Raw genomic sequence first — 18,427 nt, forward strand, 5'->3', positions numbered from 1 at the left:
TTTAGCGGATGTTCGGGTCGAAGGTGAAGATCACCAGCGTGCCCAGGAGGATGGTGAACACCGTGGCGGTGTACAGCAGGCCCTTGAGCCACAGGCGCGTGTTCGGACGCTCCGCGTAGTCGTTGATGACCGTGCGCAGGCCGTTCGCGCCGTGCAGCATGGCGAGCCACAGCATCAGCAGATCCCAGACCTGCCAGAACGGGGACGCCCAGCGGCCCGCGACGAACGCGAAGCCGATCTTCGAGACACCGCCGTCGAGCACCAGCTGGATCAGCAGGTGCGTGATGACGAGGACGACGAGGACGACGCCGGACAGGCGCATGAACAGCCACGCGGCCATCTCGAAGTTGCCGCGGGTGGCGCGAGGCGTCTTCGACGTGCGCTTGCGGGGGGCCTCGATGACGGGCGCGGGGTTGTCGGCGTCGTAGAGGGAGTCACCCTCGACGGGGCCCACTCCGGACTTCTCAAGCGTGGTGTCGGACATGTCTGGCCTCAGCTCCCGAACAGTTCACGGACGGCGTGGCCGAGGACCGGGTACAGCGCGCCCACCATCAGGACGACCCAGATGCCCACGACGGTCCAGAGCATCTGCTTCTGGTAGCGCGGGCCCTTCGACCAGAAGTCGACGGCGATCACACGCAGGCCGTTGAGCGCGTGGAAGAGGATGGCGGCGACCAGGCCGTACTCGAGGAGAGCGACGATCGGCGTCTTGTAGGTAGCCACGACCTCGTCGTACGCCTCGGGCGAGACGCGGACGAGAGCGGTGTCCAGCACATGTACGAACAGGAAGAAGAAGATGAGGACGCCGGTGACTCGATGAGCCACCCAGGACCACATTCCTTCCCGGCCGCGGTACAGCGTTCCAGCCGGCACGGAAGAACCCTCCGGGAGCGGGGATTGGGGCCGGCCGGCTTCTCTGTCGGACGAGCCCGGCCGGGTACGGTCCACCGGCCGCTCGTCATCGTATCGACGAGTTGTCGGTGGACTTGCCCGGGGTCCTCGGGTGTGATCAAACAGGCAATCAAACTGGTACGTACGGGCTATCGCTGCGCGTCGCGCGGGGCGGATCCGGCTGCCGGGACGGATGGGGAACGGAAATATCCGGCCAGTTGTGGACGAGTCGGGTGAGTCGGGCACGGGCCGCGCGCCGCAGCTCGTCCGCGGCCACCGCGAGCTCCTCCTCCGGGTCGTTGCCGAGCCGGTCGCGCAGCGAGGCGAGCAGGTGGTCGAGGGCCTCGCTGGGCGCGGTGGCGTCCAGGCAGATCACGAAGGCGTGGCCGAAGCGGCTCTCGTAGGCGGCGTGGGCGGCGCGCAGGGCGGTGGCCGCGGCGGTGGAGGCGCTGCCCGGCGCCACGGCCGGTTCGAACGGCTCGGCGGCCAGGGCCTCGGCGAGGTCGGCCGGGGTCAGGTCGTACGCGGCCTCGTCGGCGGCGGCGAGCAGCGCGTCGAGGTCGGGGTAGGGCCGGTGGGCGGCGAGCCTGCGCGCCCAGTGGCTGCTTCCGCAGCAGGTCAGAAGGGTGCGCTGGGCCTCGTCGGCGGGCGCGGTGTTCAGGGGCTCCAGCGGTCCCGGAGACGCCGGTGGTCCCGAGGGGGCCGGTATGGCGCGGTGCGACGGCAGGGGGGCTCCTCGGCGGAGGGCAAACGGGTGAGTGACGGGGCGCCACGCTATCGGGGTGACGGGAGGGGTGTCCGTGCGCTCTCCGGAATCGGCGCGGCGAATTCATCCGGATGGGAGAGTTTGGCGGCACCGAGTGGACGGGCGGGGCCGGCGGGACGGGGCTTAGCGTGGGGGTGTGGACGCCTTGACATGCGTGCGAGCCGTGGGGGCGGTGCGGGCCGTGGGGGCCCTGGGGGCCGCGACCGCGGGCGCCGACGGAGGTGACGGGCGGTGACGCGGCGGCGCGCGGCCCTCGTCGGCGGAGGCGTCGTCGCGGCCGGAGCCGTGGTCGCGGCCCTGGTGGTGTGGCCCGACGGCGGCGGCGACAGCGACGGCAGGCGGCGGAGCGGCCGGGCCCCCACGTCCGCCGAGCCCGAGCCCTCGCGGTCCTACGCCCTGTCCAAGGCCCCGCGGACCATACCCGCCGTGCGCGAGCACACCCCCGCCCGCGGCCCCGGCTGGCGCCCCGGGCCCGGGGGCCGCGTGGTCGTGGGCGCCCCGGAGCTCCGTGACGAGGCCCGGCTCCTCGCCGGTGAGCTGCGGCTGCGGTACGGGGGCGAGGCGCGGCCCCGCCGGGGCGACGTACGGCTCGACCTGGAGGACGGCACGGCGGGCGGGAACCCGGAGGCGTACACGCTCACGGTGAAGGACCGGATCGTCCGCATCGGCGCCCCCGCGCAGGCGGGCGTCTTCTACGGCACCCGCACCCTGAAGCAGGCCGTGCGCGCCGACGGCGCCGCGCCCGAGGGCGTCGTACGGGACGCGCCCGCGAAGCCGCGGCGCGGGTTCATGGTCGACATCGCGCGCAAGCCCTTCTCGGCCGAGTGGATCGAGCGGCGCGTGACGGAGCTCGGCGACCTCAAGTACAACGAGCTGGGCCTGCACTTCTCCGACGACCAGGCGTTCAGGGTCGCCTCGGAGTCGCACCCGGAGGTGGTGTCCGCCGACCACCTCACCAAGCAGCAGGTGCGCCGCATCGTCGACCTCGCCGCGAGCCGCCACATCACGGTCGTCCCGGAGATCGACTCGCCCGGACACCTGGGCGCGGTCCTGAAGGCCCACCCGGACCTCCAGCTGCGCGACACCCGGGGCGTGGCCACGCAGGGGGCCGTGGACATAGCGAACCCGAAGGCGGCCCGGATCGTCGACGACCTCCTGCGCGAGTACGGCGAGCTGTTCCCCGGCGGGCAGTGGCACATCGGCGCCGACGAGTACCAGGCCCTGGTCGTCCGCGACCCGGAGGCGTCCTTTCCGCGCCTGGCCGCGGCCGCGCGCGAGCGGCTCGGCCCCGGCGCCCGGATCCAGGACCTGGCGACGCGGTGGCTGAACGACCGGGCGCGGGCGGTCGGTCCGGCGCGTGCGGTCCGGGCCTGGAACGACGGCTTCTTCCGCGGCGGCACCACGGCCGTCGACGAGCGCGTCCAGGTCGCGTACTGGACCGGCAAGGAACTCGGCGCCCGCGACCCCGTGGAGTACCTGCGCGGGGGCCGCGAGGTCGTCAACTACAACGACGAGTACCTCTACTACGTCCTGGGGGAGCCGAACGACTTCGTCTACCCCACCGGGCAGCGCGTCTACGAGCAGTGGACCCCGCGCGTCCTGCGCGGCACCCGGCCGGTAGACGCGGCGTACGACGACCGGATCCTCGGCGGGGTCTTCGCCGTCTGGTGCGACCTCGCCGGGGCCCAGACGCAGGAGCAGGTGGCCCGGGGCATCCGGATGCCGCTGCGGGCGACGGCGCAGAAGCTGTGGGACGCGCGGCGGCCGTCGGTGCCGTGGCGCGGCTTCGTGGACCTCGCGGGGCGGGTGGAGGGCGGCGGCTGACGGCCCGCCGGAGTTTGAGGACACGCCTGGGAGGGCCAACTAGGGGGGAAAGGGGCACGGCCCTCTATGGTGTGCGGCCACGGCAGCACAGGCACGGTGCGAGTACGACGGGGGCGGGATGGGTTACTGGGGCTATTACGTCGTGGGGAGGAGCGCGCGTCCGCTGGGGGAGTGCGCGGCGCTCGCGGGGGCGCGGGACGAGCTCGAACTCCTGGAGCGGCGGCCCGACGGCTGGCAGGTGTGGGAGTGCCCCAGCAAGGCCACCGAGGAGGCCAAGGACGTCGGGAGCATGAACGCCCTCGCCGCGGAGACCGGCGCGCCCGCCCTCTTCGGCTACGTGATGGACAGCGACTGCGTGGTCGTCGAGGCGGCCGCGCCGGAGAGCGGCGTGTGGACGACGTGCCTGGCGCGGGACGCGATGGCCGGGTACCTGGCCGCCGGTGACCTCACGGTCGAGGACTACTTCCTCGAACCGCGCGACGCCGCCGAGCGCGCCGTCGCCTGGGCCGCCGAGGCGGACCGCACCGCGCGCTCCTCGGCGCTGCTCGACGTGCTGCGCGCCGATGCCGAGCCGTCCGCGGAGCAGTTGTTCTTCCGGTTCCTCGACCGGCTCGGGGTGCTGCCGCAGTAGCCCCGGCCCGCCAGCGCTTTTCGGCCGCAGTGACGGAAACGGGCCGTCGGACGCTGTAAGGGCATGTGAAGCCAGAAGAGTCACGTGCGAGCTTGGTGGAACTGATCGCCCAGGCCGATGAGACGGGTCTCGCCGCGAGCGGGCTCGCCTGCCTCGACCGGTGCGTGCCGCTGTTCGGCGACGGCGTCGACGAGCAGGTCCTGCGACCGCTGTGGGCGAACCTCGCGGACGGCGCGGCGTGGGACGGGGCGCTCGCCGGGGTGCGGCGGACGCTGGCGGCGGAGGAGGGCGGGGCCGGGCCCGCGCGCCCGGGCGGCGGAGAGGCGGCCGCGCTCGCCCGGCGCATGCTCGCCGCCGCGCCCCCGGTCCGTACCGCGGGAGCGCTGCGGACCTGGGCCGACGGCTGCTCCGCCGCCGCGCTCCAGGTCCACCGCCTCCTCGACGCGACCGACGAGGGCGTGGCGCCGCTGGTCGCCGCCGAGCTGCGCCGCCAGATACGCGTCCTGGAACTGCTCGGCGGGAACGCCCCCGGCGGCGGTCTGCGCCAGGTGCTCGACGTGTCGACGGAGGGCCGCCGGGTGCTGCGCGCGGTGGTGTCCCGCCGGGCCAGGAGCGCTCCGTAGGGGCGCGGGGAACTGCGCGACCAGCCACGACGGACTCGCAGCCGGCCACGCCATCACCCGTTACGGCGCCAACACCTGACCAAGGCGCGCCCCCGCAGGGGTACCGAGCTGCGCCCGCGCGTAGTAGACGCCACTGGTCCGCACGACAGTGCCGTCGGCCCCGGTGTCCAGCTGAAGCACTGTCCCGTCGCCCTTGTCCTCGCCCTCGGCCCCGATCGCCAGGTCGGGGTGACCGTTGCCGTCGAAGTCGGCGAGCGCGACCGAGGAGCCGAGCCGGTCGCCGGTCTCCGTGACGCCCGGGACGTCCGGCTCGTCCTGGCTGACAGCGAGCGCACCCGCGCCGGTCAGGCCCGAGCGCGAGCCCTTGAGCAGCAGGGACGTGCCCGCGTCCGTACGGGCCTTGCCCGCGCGCGTGATGTCCTCGCCCGGGGCGCCGGTGAGCACGTCCGCGCAGCCGTCGCCGTCCACGTCGGCCGCCGCGACCGACCAGCCCATCGCGTCGCCCGCCTCGGCCGCGCCGGGCACCCCGGCCGTGGCCTGGTGGACGGTCCGCGCGCCCGTGCTCGTGAGGCCGCCGGAGCCGCCGTTGACGACCGTGACCTGACCGCCCGCGTGCGCGTCCGACTCGGCGGTGTACGGCTGGCCGATGACCAGGTCGTCGTAGCCGTCGCCGTTCACGTCGGCCGCCGCGACCGAGCGGCCGCCGGGGGTGGCGATCTTGCCGACTCGGCTGAGGCCCGAGCGGGTGCCCCGGAACCAGACGGCCTTGGCCCGGCCCGCCGTGTCCCGGTAGGAGAGGGCCACGTCCGCGTACCCGTCGTGGTTGAAGTCGCCGGACGCGGCGGCCGGGAAGGAGATCGCCCGCTCGGCGGAGGTGATCGTGCCCGCCGCCTCCTGGTCCGCCGAGAACCGCGCGGCCCAGCTGCCACCCGTCCCGGTGGCCGCGGCGAACACGTCCGCCCTGCCGTCCTTGTTGAAGTCGCCGACGGCCACGGCCGAGCCGAAGCGCGCGCCGCCGTACGCGAAGTCCTCCGACAGCTGCATGTCCGTGCCCGAGGCGTAGTCCGGGCCGTACAGCATGGTGACCGCGCCCCGGTCCTTGTGGCCCGCGGTGTCGTCCTCGCCGGGCGCGCCGATGACGAGGTCCGGGTGGCCGTCGCCGTTCAGATCGCCCCGGGCGGTGGCGGCGGCCCACTCGTCGCCCGGCTCGTCCAGGCCGGGGACGCCGGGGCTCGACTGCGTGAGGTTCTTGCGCGCAGTGGCGTCGGGGCCGCCGGCCGCGCCCGGCAGGACGCTCAGGGCGCCCGTGGAACCGCCCGCCCGGGGCATGCCCGCCACCAGGTCGGCGGCGTCGGCCGCGGTGGCGGTGGCGGTGGCGGTGGCGGTGGCGGTGCCGGTGGCCGCGTGCGCCACCGCTCCCGTGCCGCTGACGGCGGCGCCGCCGAGGACGACGCTGCCCACGGCGAGCCAGGCCTTGTGCTTGAGGGTCACGTACTCCACCCCTTGAGAACTCCTGAGCTCTTGAAGCGAACTCCCGGTGAATCAACGAGTTCGTAAGACTTATGGGCGGCGCAGAGGGTTGTACGGGGTGGCGGGAAAGGGCGCGTGATCTATCCCGCACGCCTGTGGTGTGACATCCGGGCGCTCGTGTGCGCAGGGTTCATGAGAAACGTATGAGAAGGCCGAGGGGCGCGTGGGCACGTGGGCGCGCGGGCAGAGCGGGGCGGAGACGGTGGGAACTGTGGGGCTCAGGGCGCGGCACGGTACTCGGGGCGGCGCGCGCCGCCGGTGGAAGCGGGCCGCGGCCCTCGCGCTCGTGGCCGGTTCGCTCGCGTCGGCCACGACGGCCTGCGGCGGCGAGCGGGGGCCGGTGCGGCTGAGCGGCGGCACGTTCGAGAAGGAACTGCCCCGCGACGAGGCGCGCGGCCAGCAGCTCACCCTGCGGGCCCTGGAGTTGATGAAGGCGACGCACTCGATGCGGATCAACGTCGCCCAGACCAAGGGGTCCGTGGCGGCCGGCACCGCGCGGCGCCAGGAGGTGACGCTGCACGTCGACCGGGAGAGCAACTGCACCGGCACGGTCGAGGAGGGCATCATGCGCGGCGACCTGATCATGATCGAGGGGCGCGCGACGTATGTGCGCTTCCAGGACTCCTCGCTCGACGCCCTCGGCTCGCTGGCCCGGCAGCGCGGCCCCGCGGTCGCCGCGCAGATGGAGCGGCGCATCGGGCTGCTGCGCGGGAAGTACGTGAAGTTCCCCACGGGCGACGGGAGTTCGGGCCGACGCGTGATGCCGTCGGCGCAGTGCGACCTGGACGAGGTGCTCGGCCACCTCGACGGCGTGGGCGGCACCACCACGATCCGCGCCCAGGACGCGACGTGGCGCTACGGCCGCCGGGTCATACCCCTCGTGGAGCGTCAGGACGGCACGGACACCACCGTCTACGTCGCGGCGCGGGGCAAGCCGTACCTGGTCGCGATGGAGCTGGAGGAGAGCGGCGGCGACCGCATGACCATGCGGATCTCCGACTACGACGAGCCGGTCGGGGCGAAGGCCCCGCCCGCCGCGCAGACGATCGACGCGAGCGAACTCCAGGGCTTCGGCGACGGCACCGGCCTCTTCCAGGTCTGACGCCGACCGCGCGCTCGGCGATTCCCGGCAGCGCGAGGCCTTTTCCGTTTCTCCAGAGGTGTTGTAGTTTTACCCGCGCCAAGAGCTGTTCGATCTTGCTCTTCGCGGTGCGGGCCGGGCGGTATCCGGGGGGAATGCGTGTGATATCGCCGCTCGTGGAACCAGGAATCTTCCGGTCCTTTTTCCGGCGCGCCCGCCTTCGTATTCCCCCCGGTCAACCGATTCCGTCAACCAAAGGGGAAACATCATGCGTCACAGCGCCAAATTCTTCATGGTGGCCGCCGCGACAGTCAGCGCGGGCCTGCTCGCGGCAGGTCCTGCCGCAGCCACCCCCAGCACCACCTGGCGGCCTGTTCCCGACGTGCTCCATTCCGGCTGTTCCTGGAAGGAGCACAAGGCGTCGAAGTTCATCAGTTTCGCGAACTGCGCCTTCGTGACCGCTGACCGTACCCATCTGCAGTCCATGATGATCGTGGAAAACCGCTCCACCAAGAAGGTGAAGATAGAGGGGCTGATCACCACGAACTTCGGGGGAGACATCCACTGCAAACTCTCCGACTTCAACCCCGGGCTGCACACGTCGTGCCTGGGCCCCACCAAGCCCATGCCCGCCGGCGGGCCCTTGGCCACCACGAAGCTCATCATGAACGGTCTGCCGGACGAGATCTGACCCCGTCGCGCGACACCGGCCCTGTCCGGCCGGGTACGGAGACACGCGCTGTCTCCGGGAACGTGAGCCGCGCGAGGCACCCACGGACGCGAGAACGGCCGGGGCCGCCACCCCTGGCTGGTGTAGTACCGAAGTAGGCCCCTGACCAGGTGTTTCCCTGCCTGGTCGGGGGCTTGGTGCTTTGGGTCCGGTGCGGCCTCCGTCCTGGGGTTTCTGCCTGCTCCTGGCCGCTGTTGGTCATGCGTTGGTCACGTGGCCAACGGGCGTGTGCCCTAGCCGCCCAAGCTGCTTTCGATGGCTTCGAAGATGTCCGCGTCGGTCTCCTGCTGCCATTTCGGGAGGTCGGGCCAGTCAGCGACATACCCCGGCTTCGGGTCCTCGAAGTGCTTGAACATCTGCGTGGTCCAGCACGTCGCCACGAACCGGCTCTTCTGCTCCCGGGAGAGCCTGGACGCGTGACCGCCGCTGATCTCGACGAACTGACGGACCTGCTCGTACACGGCGCCTGCGGCCTCGCGCTCCCACTCGGGAGTGTCGTCCCAGGGCGTGACGTACCCGGCTTTGGGCTCTCCAGGGAAGTGTTGTTGAACTCCTGCGATCCACGCTTCCCGGAACAGTCGTGCACCTGCGCTGTTCGACATGCCAACCCCTCTCGTCACAGCGTGCTTAGCGTGGCGATCTCCGACCCCAACTCCGCCACACGGTGATCTCTGCTGAGGGGGCCGAACTTCGTGCACAGGGCTTGGAGTCTACGGGCGACGTATCCGGAGTCTGAGGCTCGGGCCAGGCCGAGAGCTTCCCGGCCGTAGGCAACGAGCTGTTCGGGATCGCTTCGCTGGGCGCCGATGGCCGCAAGGTCGGTCAGGACTGCGCCCCTTCGACGGTATGAGTGCCCCGATGCCAGAGCGGTCTGTTCCAGTGCCTGCTTGAGTGCCGCCTCCGCCAGGTCGAGGCGACCGAGCTGGACGTACCGGGCCCCGCGCTCCTCACCAAGCCGGTTGCCGTCGAACCGCAGCCAGCCGCCGTTCGCGCAGCCTGCGGTGAGGTCTTGAACCTTCTCGGCTTGGGCCAGTGCTCGTTCGCATGCTGCCAAGTCGCCGATGCCAGCATGCGCTTCTGCCTGAACCGATGCGACCCAATACCGGGTAGCGAGGCCGCTGTCACCCCGAGCTGCGACGCGTTCAGCCGCCTTGAGGACTTGAGCCGCCTCTTGGTAGTGATGCTCAGACATGTCCACGTAGGCATGTCGAACGAGGGCGCAGGCCCACAGGTCATACGCCCTGGCGTCCTTGCTGACGGACGCTGCCAGTGAGTACGCGGCGGCTGCGTCGGCGTACCGATTGGCGTCGAAGGAGACTTCGCCTGCCAGTTGGAAGAGGTCGGCCGCCGCGTTCAGAAGCGGGTGGGAGTTGCCCTGGGCGCCCGCTGCCAGGGCTTCGTTCAGGGTGGTGAGCTGGTCGCGGACGATGGGGTAGACGGCGCCCTTGGACCGGGCCAACTGGTAGACCTGCCAAAGGTGGTTGTTCATCCGTGTGAAGTCGGCTGGTGCGCCCCGGCGGACGCCGTCGGCAAGGGCTTCTGCCTCATCGAGGGGCAGGGCAGTCAGGACCCCGCTGACGCTGAGAATGCGGAGGAACTCACGGCGGATCATTTCGTCGGGGTCTCCCGCACCTGTGTGGTCACTGGACTGAGGTTCGGTGGCTTCCTGGCCCGTGGCTCGGGGTGGCGTCAGGAGGGCTTCAAGCTCGGTGAGGCTGACTTCGAGGGCGGCGGCTAAGCCTCGTCGCTGGGGTGGCTGAGGCTTGATCTTCCCGCCTTCCCAGCGCCCGACCGTCGTGCGGTCCACGCCGAGTAGCTCGGCCAAGTCCTCCTGACTGTAACCCAAGGCCTTGCGCCGATCCGCCAGTCCCATGACGGCCCCTTCCTCTGCCCCAGACCTGAGGCATTCACGTGCACGGAGCTGCCTCAAGACTGCCGCATTGGTGCCGTGGAGCGCTTGAACTCCCTCCGCTTTCCTTGGGGTTGCCGCAAGCAAGCGTGGTGGTGAACCGGCGAAAGGGTGCGGACATGGCAACGGAGTGGGATCCGGGTACGGCGGTGTTCGACAAGGGCAGCCAGATGGTCGGCGTCGTCCAGGAGCAGCACGGCTCCAAAGTGACCTTGAAACGACCATCCGGGCTCCGCTGGGAGACCCGGGCCGTCGCTGTCCGCCCTGCCAGCGACAGGGAGAAGATCCAGCTCGCCGCCCTGGTCAAGCACAGCCGCAACGTGCGGGGCCTCGCGGCCATCAGGGGCGGGAGATGAGCCGGTTACGGGGCTGGAAGGTCAGCCGCGATGGGGTGTTCTGGGGCGGCGTTCTCTTGCTTGTGACCTGGGGAAGCGCCATGTCCCTGGTCCTCCTTGCAGTCATGGGCAGGCTGCCCGGGGCGGGCGGCTGAATGATCGACACGGGTAGGACCGGACACACGATGGTGCCTCAAGGCGTGGCGGAGAAGACAGCGGCGAGCGACCCGAAGTGCGGATGGTGCGGGTTGCACGGCTGCCCGTACTGCAAAGGGGTTCAGCCCTCGTAGACCCCCGCTCCCCGCTGATAGCGCGGCTCCCCCCAGCGGGGAGCGGGCCAGCAAGTCCAGTGCACCACTCCAACGACAACAGGAGAACGCACGATGAGTACAGCAGTCCGAACGAGGACCCGCGACCCGCGGATCGCCCTCAACGCGGTACGCCCGCACATCAGGGACTACACGTACAACGTGCTGGAGAGCCCCGGTTCGGTAGGCGTCACCATCTGGGAGCGTGAAATCAAGCTCCTGATGCGTGACAACGTCATGGTGCGGGACATGGCGGAACGCATCCTCGGGCAAGCGGTCGCCTACACCCTCACGGCCATGGAACGCCGGGACGTGCACATCGGCGTGGGCAAGACCGTCGACATCGGCGTCCATCAGCTCATCCTCGACACGCCCGTGCACTTTGCGCTGTGCGACGTCTACAACGGCGGCAAGCACCACGCACCGCTCATCGAACGCCGCAGGGACGGGCTTGTGGGCCGCACTGCCGACGTCATCCGAGAGAACGGGTTCGCCGTGGATGACGAGCTGTGGGCCGTGGACGGCGCGGATTGTTCGCCGTGCGATGACAAGGTGCCCGACAGCCACTGAACACCGCTAAAGTCCCCTGCCCTCACGCAACGGGGCAGGGAACAACATCAACTCGGTGCAAAGGAAACTCTGTTGGCTGCACGGCACAACATCGACAACGAACGTGAACTCTGGGACCAGTACGCCAACAGCAAGAGCGTGCAGGGCTCCGTCAACGACTCGCCCCCGGTCTTCTGCTGGACGCAGTACCAGGGGCACGGGCCGGGGCCGGAAGTGCTGGGGCAGCCAACGACCGCCCTTGAGATCGGATGCGGTACGGGACGGGCTGCTGCGTTCCTCGCGGACCAGGGCGTCAAGGTCACAGGAGTGGATCTTTCGCCCGTCATGGTGGACAACGTCACCCGTCGGTGGGGCTCGCTCGGCGCGCGGTTCGTCTGCGCGGAAGTGCTGGGGCATCTGCGTGAGACCTCGGAGACGTACGAGGCGGTCTATTCGATCTTCGGGGCCGCCTGGTTCGCCGACCCCATGAAGCTCTTCCCCTTGGTGGCGCAGCGCCTCACTCCTGGCGGAGTCTTCGCGTTCTCGCAGCCTCCCGCCATTCCCGGCGCGTACGGACCACAAGGCATGTACAAGGGCGGGTTCGCGGGGAAGGCCCTGTTCACCTACCGCTACAGCTACACCCCCGGGAAGTGGGAAAGCCTGCTCCGGAGGGCGGGGTTCGATCACGCGGAGGTACGCGTTCTCGACGCCCCCGAACCTGATCACATCGGGACTTTGATCGGTCGTGCTGCGGTGAGCTGAGCCGAAGCAAAGCAGAACGCCCCTGCCCATACGGGTCGGGGCGTTTCGTCGATTGGTTGGAGCAGTGCCAAGAAGGGGTTGGCGATGTTGAGCGGCTCCGGCCTCTTCGCCGGCCGCTCAAAATGCAAACCCATCACCGGCCCACCCACCACGTGAATCCCGCAGCGGCGGAGCTAGCTGCCAGCGAGACCAACCATGCCGGGATCCGCCTCACGGTCACGTGCACGCCCCCGAAGCGCAGTTCGATCTGTGGGGGCGTGCTCTGCTGATCTTCGCTGCGATTGGGCACCTGTCCTCCTGAAGGCTGGTGCCCCTATACAAAGCACCCTCGTCAGGTGGCACACCATCTGGTGAGCCCTGGCGAACCCTGGCGAATAGTTGCGGAGCCCTGGCGAATCGGTCGGATCTCTTGACATCCCTCCTGGTCAGGGCCGCCACAGGCAGCACCAGCTCCATGCTTCAACGCATGGAGGCCCGCCCCCGGTGTCTGGGGAATGGGCCTCATGTCGTCGTCGAGCAGCTGCTCGACGTCAGCCGTTGGCCTTCTCGTAGGCCTCACGGATGTTCGCCGGGACACGACCGCGGTCGTTGACCTCGAAGCCGTTCGCCTTCGCCCGCTCACGGACCTGCGCCGTGTTCCGGTTGCCGCCCTTGGTCTTGCCCGCGGTCGCCTTCGCGCCCCTGGTGCTGCTGGTGTGCGGCGGAGCGAGGCACTGGGGATGAAGTGGGATCTCATCCACTGGGACGAGTGCGCGATCGAGTTACACCATGGCGAACTACGGTCAGCGTCGCGTCGAAGGCGTCCGCGAGCTCGCTTCAGGGGCGGCTCAGCGCATTGGCCTGGGGAGGATCGCATGAGGCGCGGGACGCGTTGGACACGTTGTTGGTCACGCGAGCGGTCGACAGTCAGGATCACCGCAGACCAGGGGAGTGGACGACGTGAGAACGGCCGGGGCCGCCACCCCCCACAGGAGAGGCCCCGGCCGTCACACGGCACGAACCGCGTGGCGGTCCGTACTCCCTACTGCGCCGGGGGTGCGTTTTCTGTCACACCTCACCGAGTCACCCGCTAGTTGCGTGTTGTACAAACATGGACGTGCACGGCTTTCACGCCGTAGCGTGCAGTTTCGCGCCGTGTCGCGACCCATCATCGTGGGCCGCTTCCAGGCGGACCGCGAGCGGCGGACGGCGCGCCATGAGACCCGTGAGAGCCGCGCCTGGCCAGGCGCAGAGGGGCCCGCAGTGCAGGGGGAGGACGACGCCGAGCTGACCGCCGCCGTGCTCGCGGCGCAGGCCGGGGACGAGACCGCGTTCCGGACGGTGTACCGCGCCGTGCACCCGCGGCTGCTCGGCTACGTACGGACGCTCGTCGGTGATCTCGACGCCGAGGACGTGGCGTCCGAGGCGTGGCTGCAGATCGCCCGCGACCTCGACCGGTTCAGCGGCGACGCGGACCGGTTCCGCGGCTGGGCGGCGCGCATCGCCCGCAACCGCGCCCTGGACCACATCCGCATGCGCGGGCGCCGCCCCGCGATCGGCGGCGACGAGACCGAGCTGACCGGAAAGCCCGCCGACGCGGACACCGCGGGCGAGGCCATGGAGTCCCTCGGCACCGACGCGGCGCTCGCGCTGATAGCCCAGCTCCCGCAGGACCAGGCGGAGGCCGTCGTGCTCCGGGTCGTCGTCGGCCTGGACGCGAAGAGCGCGGCCGAGACGCTCGGCAAACGCCCCGGAGCGGTGCGTACCGCGGCCCACCGAGGGCTCAAGCGGCTCGCCGAACTGATGGGCGCCGACGACGCCGCGCGGGCGCGCGGACTCGGTGCCGTACCCCCGCAGCCGGACCCGCACGGACGCGCGGTGCCCCCGTCCCCCTGTGTGACGCATTCGCGTACGCGGACGCAGAAGGACATGTGATGGCCGACGAGCAGGACAAGTGGCTGGACCGTGTCGCGGCGGAGCGTTTGCTGCGCGGCGAGCGGCTCGACGGCATCGGCGATCACGACCGCGAACGGGCCGAGCGGCTCGCCCAGACCCTCTCCGCACTGTCCGCCGGCAAACCGGCGAAGACCGGCGAGGACGGCGAACTCCCCGGTGAGTGCGGCGCGTTGGCCGCCTTCCGGGCAGCGCGGAACGGACAGACGTTCGCGTCCGACACGGCGGGGGCCGCTGGTGCGGTCGGTACGGGCCCGGCCTCGGGCGGCGTGTCCGGCGTGGCCGGTGGCGCCCCCGGCCCGGTCGACGCGCCCGTGCGGATCGGCAGCCCGGCCGCCGCGCCCCGGCCCGTGCGCTGGGGTCGCCCCCTGCGGCTCGGCGTCGCGGCGGCGCTCGCGGCCTGCATGGCCGGTGGGGTCGCGGTCGCGGCGGGCACCGGCGTGATCCCCTCGCCGTTCCACCGGGCCGACCGGGCGCCCGCCACCAGCGCGTCCCCGGTGCAGACGCCCGACCGGCCGCTGCGCAGCCCCTCGACCGACGCCGCCGCGCCGCCCGACGAGCTGCCCGACGAGGAGGACTCCCCCCTCGGCGACGACACGTCCGCCGAGCCGGACCCCTCGGCGACGTCGGAGGGCCCCGAGCGCTCCGCCGCCCCGGGCGACGGCCGCGACGGGGGCGCCACGGGCTCGCCCGGCACGGACGCCGTCGACCCGGGCGAGGACGGCAAGCGCAACGGCCGCAAGTGGTACAAGCACGTGGTCTCCGCCTGCCGCGACTACCGCAGCGGCGGCCTCGCCACGGACAAGCGCCGCCGCCTGGAGGAGGCCGCCCGCGGCGCGGAGCGCGTGCGCGCGTTCTGCGAGCGGGTCCTGGACGGCAAGGGCAAGGACCAGGACGACGACGAGCCCGGCGGCGGGAACGGCGGCGGCAACGGCCACGGGAACGGCGGCGGCAACGGTCACGGCGGTGACGGGGACGACGAGGACGACGACCACGGTGGTGGGCATCTGCCCGGTGGAGGCCACCACGGGGGCCGCCCCGGGGGCGGCAGCCAGGTTCCGCCCGTCACCCTGCCGCACTTCCCGCGCCCCAAGCCGTCGTACACGGCGGCCCCGGTCTTCTGAGCCGACGGGCGCCGACGCGGCGTCCCCCGGTCCCGCCCCTTCCCGAACCACGGGCTGCCGCCCCTGGGACCCCGCCCGCGCCCTTCGTCGCGCCGGCGCGCTCGTCCTCGAACGCCGGACGGGCCGGATGGTGCCGCTCGCGGCAGACGGAGCGCCGATGCTGCCGGGCCCACCGCCACGGTGTGACGCAGGCCGCACCCGGCCCCTGTGACACTTTCCGGCCCCGCGGCGCAGTAGAGAGTGAGCCGACTGGTCATCGGCCCGTGCACGAGCCGGGGTTCCCCCCGTACCTACGGCTCCGTGCCATTGGCGCGGGCGGAATTCGTTCCCCCGATTCCGCCCGCGCCCTCACTCGCCCCCTCGGCCGGATCGCCGGTCGGCGACCACGGGCCACCGGCTACCGGTAGATGACCACCCGGTCCCCGTCCTCGACCTTCTTGAAGAGGTCGGCGATCCGCCCCTCGTCGCGGACGTTCACGCACCCGTGCGACGCCCCGGCGTACCCGCGCGCCGCGAAGTCGGACGAGTAGTGCACGGCCTGGCCGCCGCTGAAGAACATGGCGTACGGCATCGGCGTGTCGTACAGGGTCGAGACGTGGTGGCGGGACTTCCAGAAGACCGTGAAGACGCCCTCGCGCGTCGGGGTGTACTCCGAACCGAAGCGGACGTCCATCGTCGACAGGGCCTTGCCGTCGACCATCCACGTCAGCGTGCGGCTCTCCTTGCTGATGCACAGCACGCGCCCGGTCAGACAGCGCCGGTCGGGCTCGGCGGGCGGCATGCCGCCGTCCGGGTAGAGCGCATAGCGCGTCGGCTCGTCCGTCATGCGCAGGAGCCGCGCCCAGGTGCGGGTGTCCGTGGCGCCGGTCGGGGCGAGGCCCCGCTTGCCCTGGAAGCCCTTGACCGCGGCGGCCGTCGCCGGGCCGTACAGACCCGTCGGGTACTGGTGGAACCAGCTGAGCTGTCGCAGCCGGGCCTGGAGCTCGCGCACCCGCTCGCCCCGCTTGCCCTGGGCCATGATCACCGGGCCCGGCGGGGGCGGCGGCGTCGTCTTCGGCGGGGGCGGGGTCCACGACGGCGGTGGCGTGGGCTTCGGCAGCTTGGACGGGGGCAGCTCGGCCCGCGAGACGGGGGACTTGATCTTCGGCGTGGGGGAGCGCGTGGGTGTGGGGTCGGGAGCGTGGGGAGCCGTGCGCTTCGGCGGTGCCGCCTTGGCGTCGTCCCCGCCGTCCCGCCCCGCCGTGCCGACGGCCTGCGCCGTGCATCCGCAGGCCAGGGTCAGCGCGACGACGGCACCCGCCGCCGCGCGGCCCCTGGCTTTCGCGACCCTGCTCATGGATCCCCCACGTCACCTCGTGTCACTGCGATGGCCGACCCTCCGCAGTGTTTCCCACCCGCGAAGGATTGTGAACCACGCCTCGACGAGGGCCTGTTGGGGGCTCAGTGGTGCCAGGCCGAGCCGTTGACGTTGCGGATCATCCGCTGCAGGACCTTGAGCGCCCGTACGTACTCGGTGTCGTCGATGCCCTCGTGGATCTGCTGCCGGGTCTCCGACTGGCGCGCGGCGACGCGCTGCTGCAGGGCGTGGCCGGCCTCCGTGCGGGCCAGTCCGCGCACCCCGCCCTCGGTCTCCTCGGTGAGCAGCTTCCGGCGGAGCAGGGCGTCGATGTTGTGCTCGATGCCGCCCTCGCCGAACTCCAGGTAGCCGCGCAGGACCCCGACGACCTCCGCGCGGTCGCGGGGGCCGTCCACCGGGACCTGGTTGAGGACCCACCACTGCGGCTGGGTGAGGCCCTCCTCGGCGAGCATCGTGCGGATGTGGTGCACGACGGCCTGGCCCGCGGCGGAACTCCAGTAGCCGATGGGCTGGTTGACCAGCTCGGCGTCGCTGTGGGAGGGGGTGAAAACGGGCTTCGTGGCGTTCGTGTCGTTCGTCATGACCAAGAAATTAGGACCTCAAGTTTGCTTGAGGTCAACTGGCTCTGGAGATCTTTTCCGCTGCGGCCCGCCCAGGCCACGTAGCCGTCCGGGCGGACGAGGAAGAGGCCCTCGCCGTAGCCGTCCAGGGATTCCGTTCGGTGGGTGCGCACCAAGTCGCCGTTGACGGAAGGGAGTTCGGCCTCCGCGCCCACCGCGAGCAGGGTGAAGTGCGGGCCGCGGAAGGCGTCGAAGACGCGTCCCGTGCCGAGGCGGCCGTCCGGGGCGCGGTCGCCCGCGCGGAGACCACCTTCCGGCAGCGGGGTCCGGCTGTCCAGGGACAGGGGCGAGTCCCGGTACTCCAGGCCGAGCTGGCGCGTGGCCGCGCCCCTGCGGGCCTGGCCGCGGTGGATGCGGGTGGACAGGTCCAGCATCCGCGCGGCATTGGGCAGCCGCTCCTGCTCGTACGTGTCGAGCAGCGTGTCCGGGGCCCCGTGCCGCAGGACGAGGCCGAGCTTCCAGCCCAGGTTGTAGGCGTCCTGCACGCTCGTGTTGAGGCCCTGGCCGCCCGCGGGCGAGTGCACGTGGGCCGCGTCGCCCGCCAGGAACACCCGCCCCGCCCGGAAGCGGTCCGCGAGCGCCGCGCGCGGCCGGAAGTCGGAGGCCCAGCGCACCTCGGTGACGTCCTCGGCCGCCAGGTGCGTGCGCGCGGCCACGGCCGCGCGCACCCCCTCGGGCGAGGTGTCGGGCGCCCCGCCCTCGGCGAACTGGGCGGTGAGCTGGAAGTCGGGCGTGCCCGGCAGCGGGCAGAGCGCGGTGAAGCCCGCGCCGGGCGAGGACGGGAAGACGTGCCAGTTGTCGCGGTCGAGCGCGGCCTCGCGGACGCGGACGTCGGCGACGAGGATCGGCTTGGGGTCGACGGTCTCGCCCGTCATGCCGATGCCGAGCGCGTGGCGCACCGCGGAGCGGCCCCCGTCGGCCGCGACGGCGTAGGCGGCCCGGACCGCGGAGCCGTCCGCGAGGCGCGCGGTGACCCCGGCCGCGTCCTGGTCGAGCCCGGTCACCTCCGCGCCGAAGGCCACCGCGCCGCCGAGCTCGGTCAGGCGCGCGTACAGGATCTCCTGCGTGCGCCACTGCGGCAGCAGCCACGGTCCGGTGTAGGGCGCGGCCTCCGTGGCCCTGGGCTCGTCGAACATGCGGTACTCGCCCTGCCGCCTGCCCCGGTTCCACCGCATGCCCACCGGGGCCGGGCCGCCCGCCTCCAGGACGGCGCCGATCACGCCGAGGTCGTCGAGGACCTCAAGGGTGCGCGGCTGGATCCCCTTGCCGCGCGAGCCGGGGAACAGCCGCGGGGCGCGGTCGACGACGAGCGCGGGCACGCCGCGCCGGGCCAGGTCCACGGCCAGGGCGAGGCCGGTGGGGCCCGCGCCCACGATGAGGACGTCCGTTTCCACGAGGCCTGCGGCCGCTTCCTTAACGTTGTTAAGTGCCATGCCCGGAGCATGCGCTTAACGG

Annotated in this window: 19 protein-coding genes and 1 pseudogene; 10 read left to right on the plus strand and 10 right to left on the minus strand. The window is 71.8% G+C overall.

The window, feature by feature from the left end; all coding sequences use genetic code 11:
• Window position 1: 1 nt before the first annotated feature.
• The 3 genes from MQV74_RS25555 to MQV74_RS25565 all read right to left on the minus strand — a co-directional run bounded on the left by MQV74_RS25555 (window position 2) and on the right by MQV74_RS25565 (window position 1,618).
• Window positions 2-484: a succinate dehydrogenase hydrophobic membrane anchor subunit gene (locus tag MQV74_RS25555; RefSeq protein WP_138961443.1), complete on the minus strand. Its 483-nt coding sequence runs from the start codon at window positions 482-484 to the stop codon at window positions 2-4.
• Between the two features lie 8 nt (window positions 485-492).
• On the minus strand, window positions 493-873 hold the full coding sequence (gene sdhC, locus MQV74_RS25560) for a succinate dehydrogenase, cytochrome b556 subunit (RefSeq protein WP_138961444.1): 381 nt from the start codon (window positions 871-873) through the stop codon (window positions 493-495).
• 148 nt (window positions 874-1,021) lie between these two features.
• Window positions 1,022-1,618, minus strand: coding sequence for a 2-oxo-4-hydroxy-4-carboxy-5-ureidoimidazoline decarboxylase (locus MQV74_RS25565; protein ID WP_374120791.1), 597 nt, complete (start codon window positions 1,616-1,618; stop codon window positions 1,022-1,024).
• 270 nt (window positions 1,619-1,888) lie between these two features.
• On the opposite strand from MQV74_RS25565, the gene MQV74_RS25570 reads away from it, so the two are divergent.
• From MQV74_RS25570 to MQV74_RS25580, 3 genes are all read left to right on the plus strand, one after another.
• Complete coding sequence (locus MQV74_RS25570) at window positions 1,889-3,481, plus strand: beta-N-acetylhexosaminidase (RefSeq protein ID WP_242721587.1); 1,593 nt, start codon at window positions 1,889-1,891, stop codon at window positions 3,479-3,481.
• Between the two features lie 118 nt (window positions 3,482-3,599).
• Window positions 3,600-4,112: a hypothetical protein gene (locus tag MQV74_RS25575; RefSeq protein ID WP_242721589.1), complete on the plus strand. Its 513-nt coding sequence runs from the start codon at window positions 3,600-3,602 to the stop codon at window positions 4,110-4,112.
• A 95-nt stretch (window positions 4,113-4,207) separates the two neighbouring features.
• A complete protein-coding gene (locus tag MQV74_RS25580) occupies window positions 4,208-4,735 on the plus strand; it encodes a hypothetical protein (protein WP_242729123.1) in 528 nt (175 codons plus the stop codon).
• Between the two features lie 60 nt (window positions 4,736-4,795).
• Here the strand turns inward: MQV74_RS25580 and MQV74_RS25585 are convergent, their stop codons facing one another.
• Entirely contained in the window at window positions 4,796-6,235 is a 1,440-nt protein-coding gene (locus tag MQV74_RS25585; RefSeq protein WP_242721593.1) for an FG-GAP and VCBS repeat-containing protein, read from the minus strand.
• Between the two features lie 241 nt (window positions 6,236-6,476).
• On the opposite strand from MQV74_RS25585, the gene MQV74_RS25590 reads away from it, so the two are divergent.
• Complete coding sequence (locus tag MQV74_RS25590; protein ID WP_242721596.1) at window positions 6,477-7,367, plus strand: hypothetical protein; 891 nt, start codon at window positions 6,477-6,479, stop codon at window positions 7,365-7,367.
• A 247-nt stretch (window positions 7,368-7,614) separates the two neighbouring features.
• On the plus strand, window positions 7,615-8,037 hold the full coding sequence (locus tag MQV74_RS25595; RefSeq protein WP_242721599.1) for a hypothetical protein: 423 nt from the start codon (window positions 7,615-7,617) through the stop codon (window positions 8,035-8,037).
• 272 nt (window positions 8,038-8,309) lie between these two features.
• Here MQV74_RS25595 and MQV74_RS25600 read toward each other — a convergent pair whose 3' ends face one another.
• Both MQV74_RS25600 and MQV74_RS25605 read right to left on the minus strand, forming a co-directional pair.
• Window positions 8,310-8,678 (minus strand): hypothetical protein, encoded by a 369-nt coding sequence (locus MQV74_RS25600; RefSeq protein ID WP_242721602.1) that lies wholly within the window; start codon window positions 8,676-8,678, stop codon window positions 8,310-8,312.
• 14 nt (window positions 8,679-8,692) lie between these two features.
• Window positions 8,693-10,210, minus strand: coding sequence for a helix-turn-helix domain-containing protein (locus MQV74_RS25605; RefSeq protein ID WP_278194218.1), 1,518 nt, complete (start codon window positions 10,208-10,210; stop codon window positions 8,693-8,695).
• On the opposite strand from MQV74_RS25605, the gene MQV74_RS25610 reads away from it, so the two are divergent.
• From MQV74_RS25610 to MQV74_RS25620, 3 genes are all read left to right on the plus strand, one after another.
• On the plus strand, window positions 10,105-10,341 hold the full coding sequence (locus MQV74_RS25610; RefSeq protein WP_242721606.1) for a hypothetical protein: 237 nt from the start codon (window positions 10,105-10,107) through the stop codon (window positions 10,339-10,341). The two genes, MQV74_RS25605 and MQV74_RS25610, sit on opposite strands and share 106 nt — an antisense overlap.
• A 362-nt stretch (window positions 10,342-10,703) precedes the next feature.
• The gene (locus tag MQV74_RS25615) at window positions 10,704-11,198 is read left to right on the plus strand and encodes a hypothetical protein (protein WP_242721609.1); all 495 of its coding nucleotides are present in this window, start codon (window positions 10,704-10,706) and stop codon (window positions 11,196-11,198) included.
• 72 nt (window positions 11,199-11,270) lie between these two features.
• Window positions 11,271-11,939: a class I SAM-dependent DNA methyltransferase gene (locus MQV74_RS25620; RefSeq protein ID WP_242721612.1), complete on the plus strand. Its 669-nt coding sequence runs from the start codon at window positions 11,271-11,273 to the stop codon at window positions 11,937-11,939.
• 530 nt (window positions 11,940-12,469) lie between these two features.
• On the opposite strand, the pseudogene MQV74_RS25625 reads toward MQV74_RS25620, so the two are convergent.
• Window positions 12,470-12,589, minus strand: a pseudogene (locus tag MQV74_RS25625) (Lsr2 family DNA-binding protein); the annotation flags it as partial.
• 592 nt (window positions 12,590-13,181) lie between these two features.
• Here MQV74_RS25625 and MQV74_RS25630 point away from each other — a divergent pair.
• Both MQV74_RS25630 and MQV74_RS25635 read left to right on the plus strand, forming a co-directional pair.
• The gene (locus MQV74_RS25630) at window positions 13,182-13,853 is read left to right on the plus strand and encodes an RNA polymerase sigma factor (protein ID WP_242729133.1); all 672 of its coding nucleotides are present in this window, start codon (window positions 13,182-13,184) and stop codon (window positions 13,851-13,853) included.
• Complete coding sequence (locus MQV74_RS25635) at window positions 13,853-14,995, plus strand: hypothetical protein (protein WP_242721616.1); 1,143 nt, start codon at window positions 13,853-13,855, stop codon at window positions 14,993-14,995. The genes MQV74_RS25630 and MQV74_RS25635 overlap by 1 nt, the downstream gene beginning before the upstream one ends.
• A gap of 397 nt (window positions 14,996-15,392) precedes the next feature.
• Here the strand turns inward: MQV74_RS25635 and MQV74_RS25640 are convergent, their stop codons facing one another.
• The 3 genes from MQV74_RS25640 to MQV74_RS25650 all read right to left on the minus strand — a co-directional run bounded on the left by MQV74_RS25640 (window position 15,393) and on the right by MQV74_RS25650 (window position 18,405).
• Window positions 15,393-16,331, minus strand: a complete 939-nt coding sequence (locus tag MQV74_RS25640) for a L,D-transpeptidase family protein (protein ID WP_242721619.1) — start codon at window positions 16,329-16,331, stop codon at window positions 15,393-15,395.
• 104 nt (window positions 16,332-16,435) lie between these two features.
• Window positions 16,436-16,933, minus strand: coding sequence for a MarR family winged helix-turn-helix transcriptional regulator (locus MQV74_RS25645; RefSeq protein WP_242721621.1), 498 nt, complete (start codon window positions 16,931-16,933; stop codon window positions 16,436-16,438).
• Window positions 16,930-18,405 (minus strand): FAD-dependent monooxygenase, encoded by a 1,476-nt coding sequence (locus MQV74_RS25650; RefSeq protein ID WP_242721624.1) that lies wholly within the window; start codon window positions 18,403-18,405, stop codon window positions 16,930-16,932. The genes MQV74_RS25645 and MQV74_RS25650 overlap by 4 nt, the downstream gene beginning before the upstream one ends.
• Window positions 18,406-18,427 lie beyond the last annotated feature (22 nt).

It is taken from the genome of Streptomyces sp. AN091965, from assembly GCF_022698285.1.
GTDB lineage: Bacteria > Actinomycetota > Actinomycetes > Streptomycetales > Streptomycetaceae > Streptomyces.

What these genes read in the sequence shown, in the direction of transcription:
- MQV74_RS25595 (WP_242721599.1), top strand. Translation starts at nt 7,615, where the DNA reads ATGCGTCACAGCGCCAAATTCTTCATGGTGGCCGCCGCGACAGTCAGC.
- MQV74_RS25615 (WP_242721609.1), top strand. Translation starts at nt 10,704, where the DNA reads ATGAGTACAGCAGTCCGAACGAGGACCCGCGACCCGCGGATCGCCCTC.
- MQV74_RS25650 (WP_242721624.1), bottom strand. Translation starts at nt 18,405, where the DNA reads ATGGCACTTAACAACGTTAAGGAAGCGGCCGCAGGCCTCGTGGAAACG.
- MQV74_RS25635 (WP_242721616.1), top strand. Translation starts at nt 13,853, where the DNA reads ATGGCCGACGAGCAGGACAAGTGGCTGGACCGTGTCGCGGCGGAGCGT.
- MQV74_RS25640 (WP_242721619.1), bottom strand. Translation starts at nt 16,331, where the DNA reads ATGAGCAGGGTCGCGAAAGCCAGGGGCCGCGCGGCGGCGGGTGCCGTC.
- MQV74_RS25645 (WP_242721621.1), bottom strand. Translation starts at nt 16,933, where the DNA reads ATGACGAACGACACGAACGCCACGAAGCCCGTTTTCACCCCCTCCCAC.
- MQV74_RS25600 (WP_242721602.1), bottom strand. Translation starts at nt 8,678, where the DNA reads ATGTCGAACAGCGCAGGTGCACGACTGTTCCGGGAAGCGTGGATCGCA.
- MQV74_RS25555 (WP_138961443.1), bottom strand. Translation starts at nt 484, where the DNA reads ATGTCCGACACCACGCTTGAGAAGTCCGGAGTGGGCCCCGTCGAGGGT.
- MQV74_RS25575 (WP_242721589.1), top strand. Translation starts at nt 3,600, where the DNA reads ATGGGTTACTGGGGCTATTACGTCGTGGGGAGGAGCGCGCGTCCGCTG.
- MQV74_RS25610 (WP_242721606.1), top strand. Translation starts at nt 10,105, where the DNA reads ATGGCAACGGAGTGGGATCCGGGTACGGCGGTGTTCGACAAGGGCAGC.
- MQV74_RS25605 (WP_278194218.1), bottom strand. Translation starts at nt 10,210, where the DNA reads ATGGTCGTTTCAAGGTCACTTTGGAGCCGTGCTGCTCCTGGACGACGC.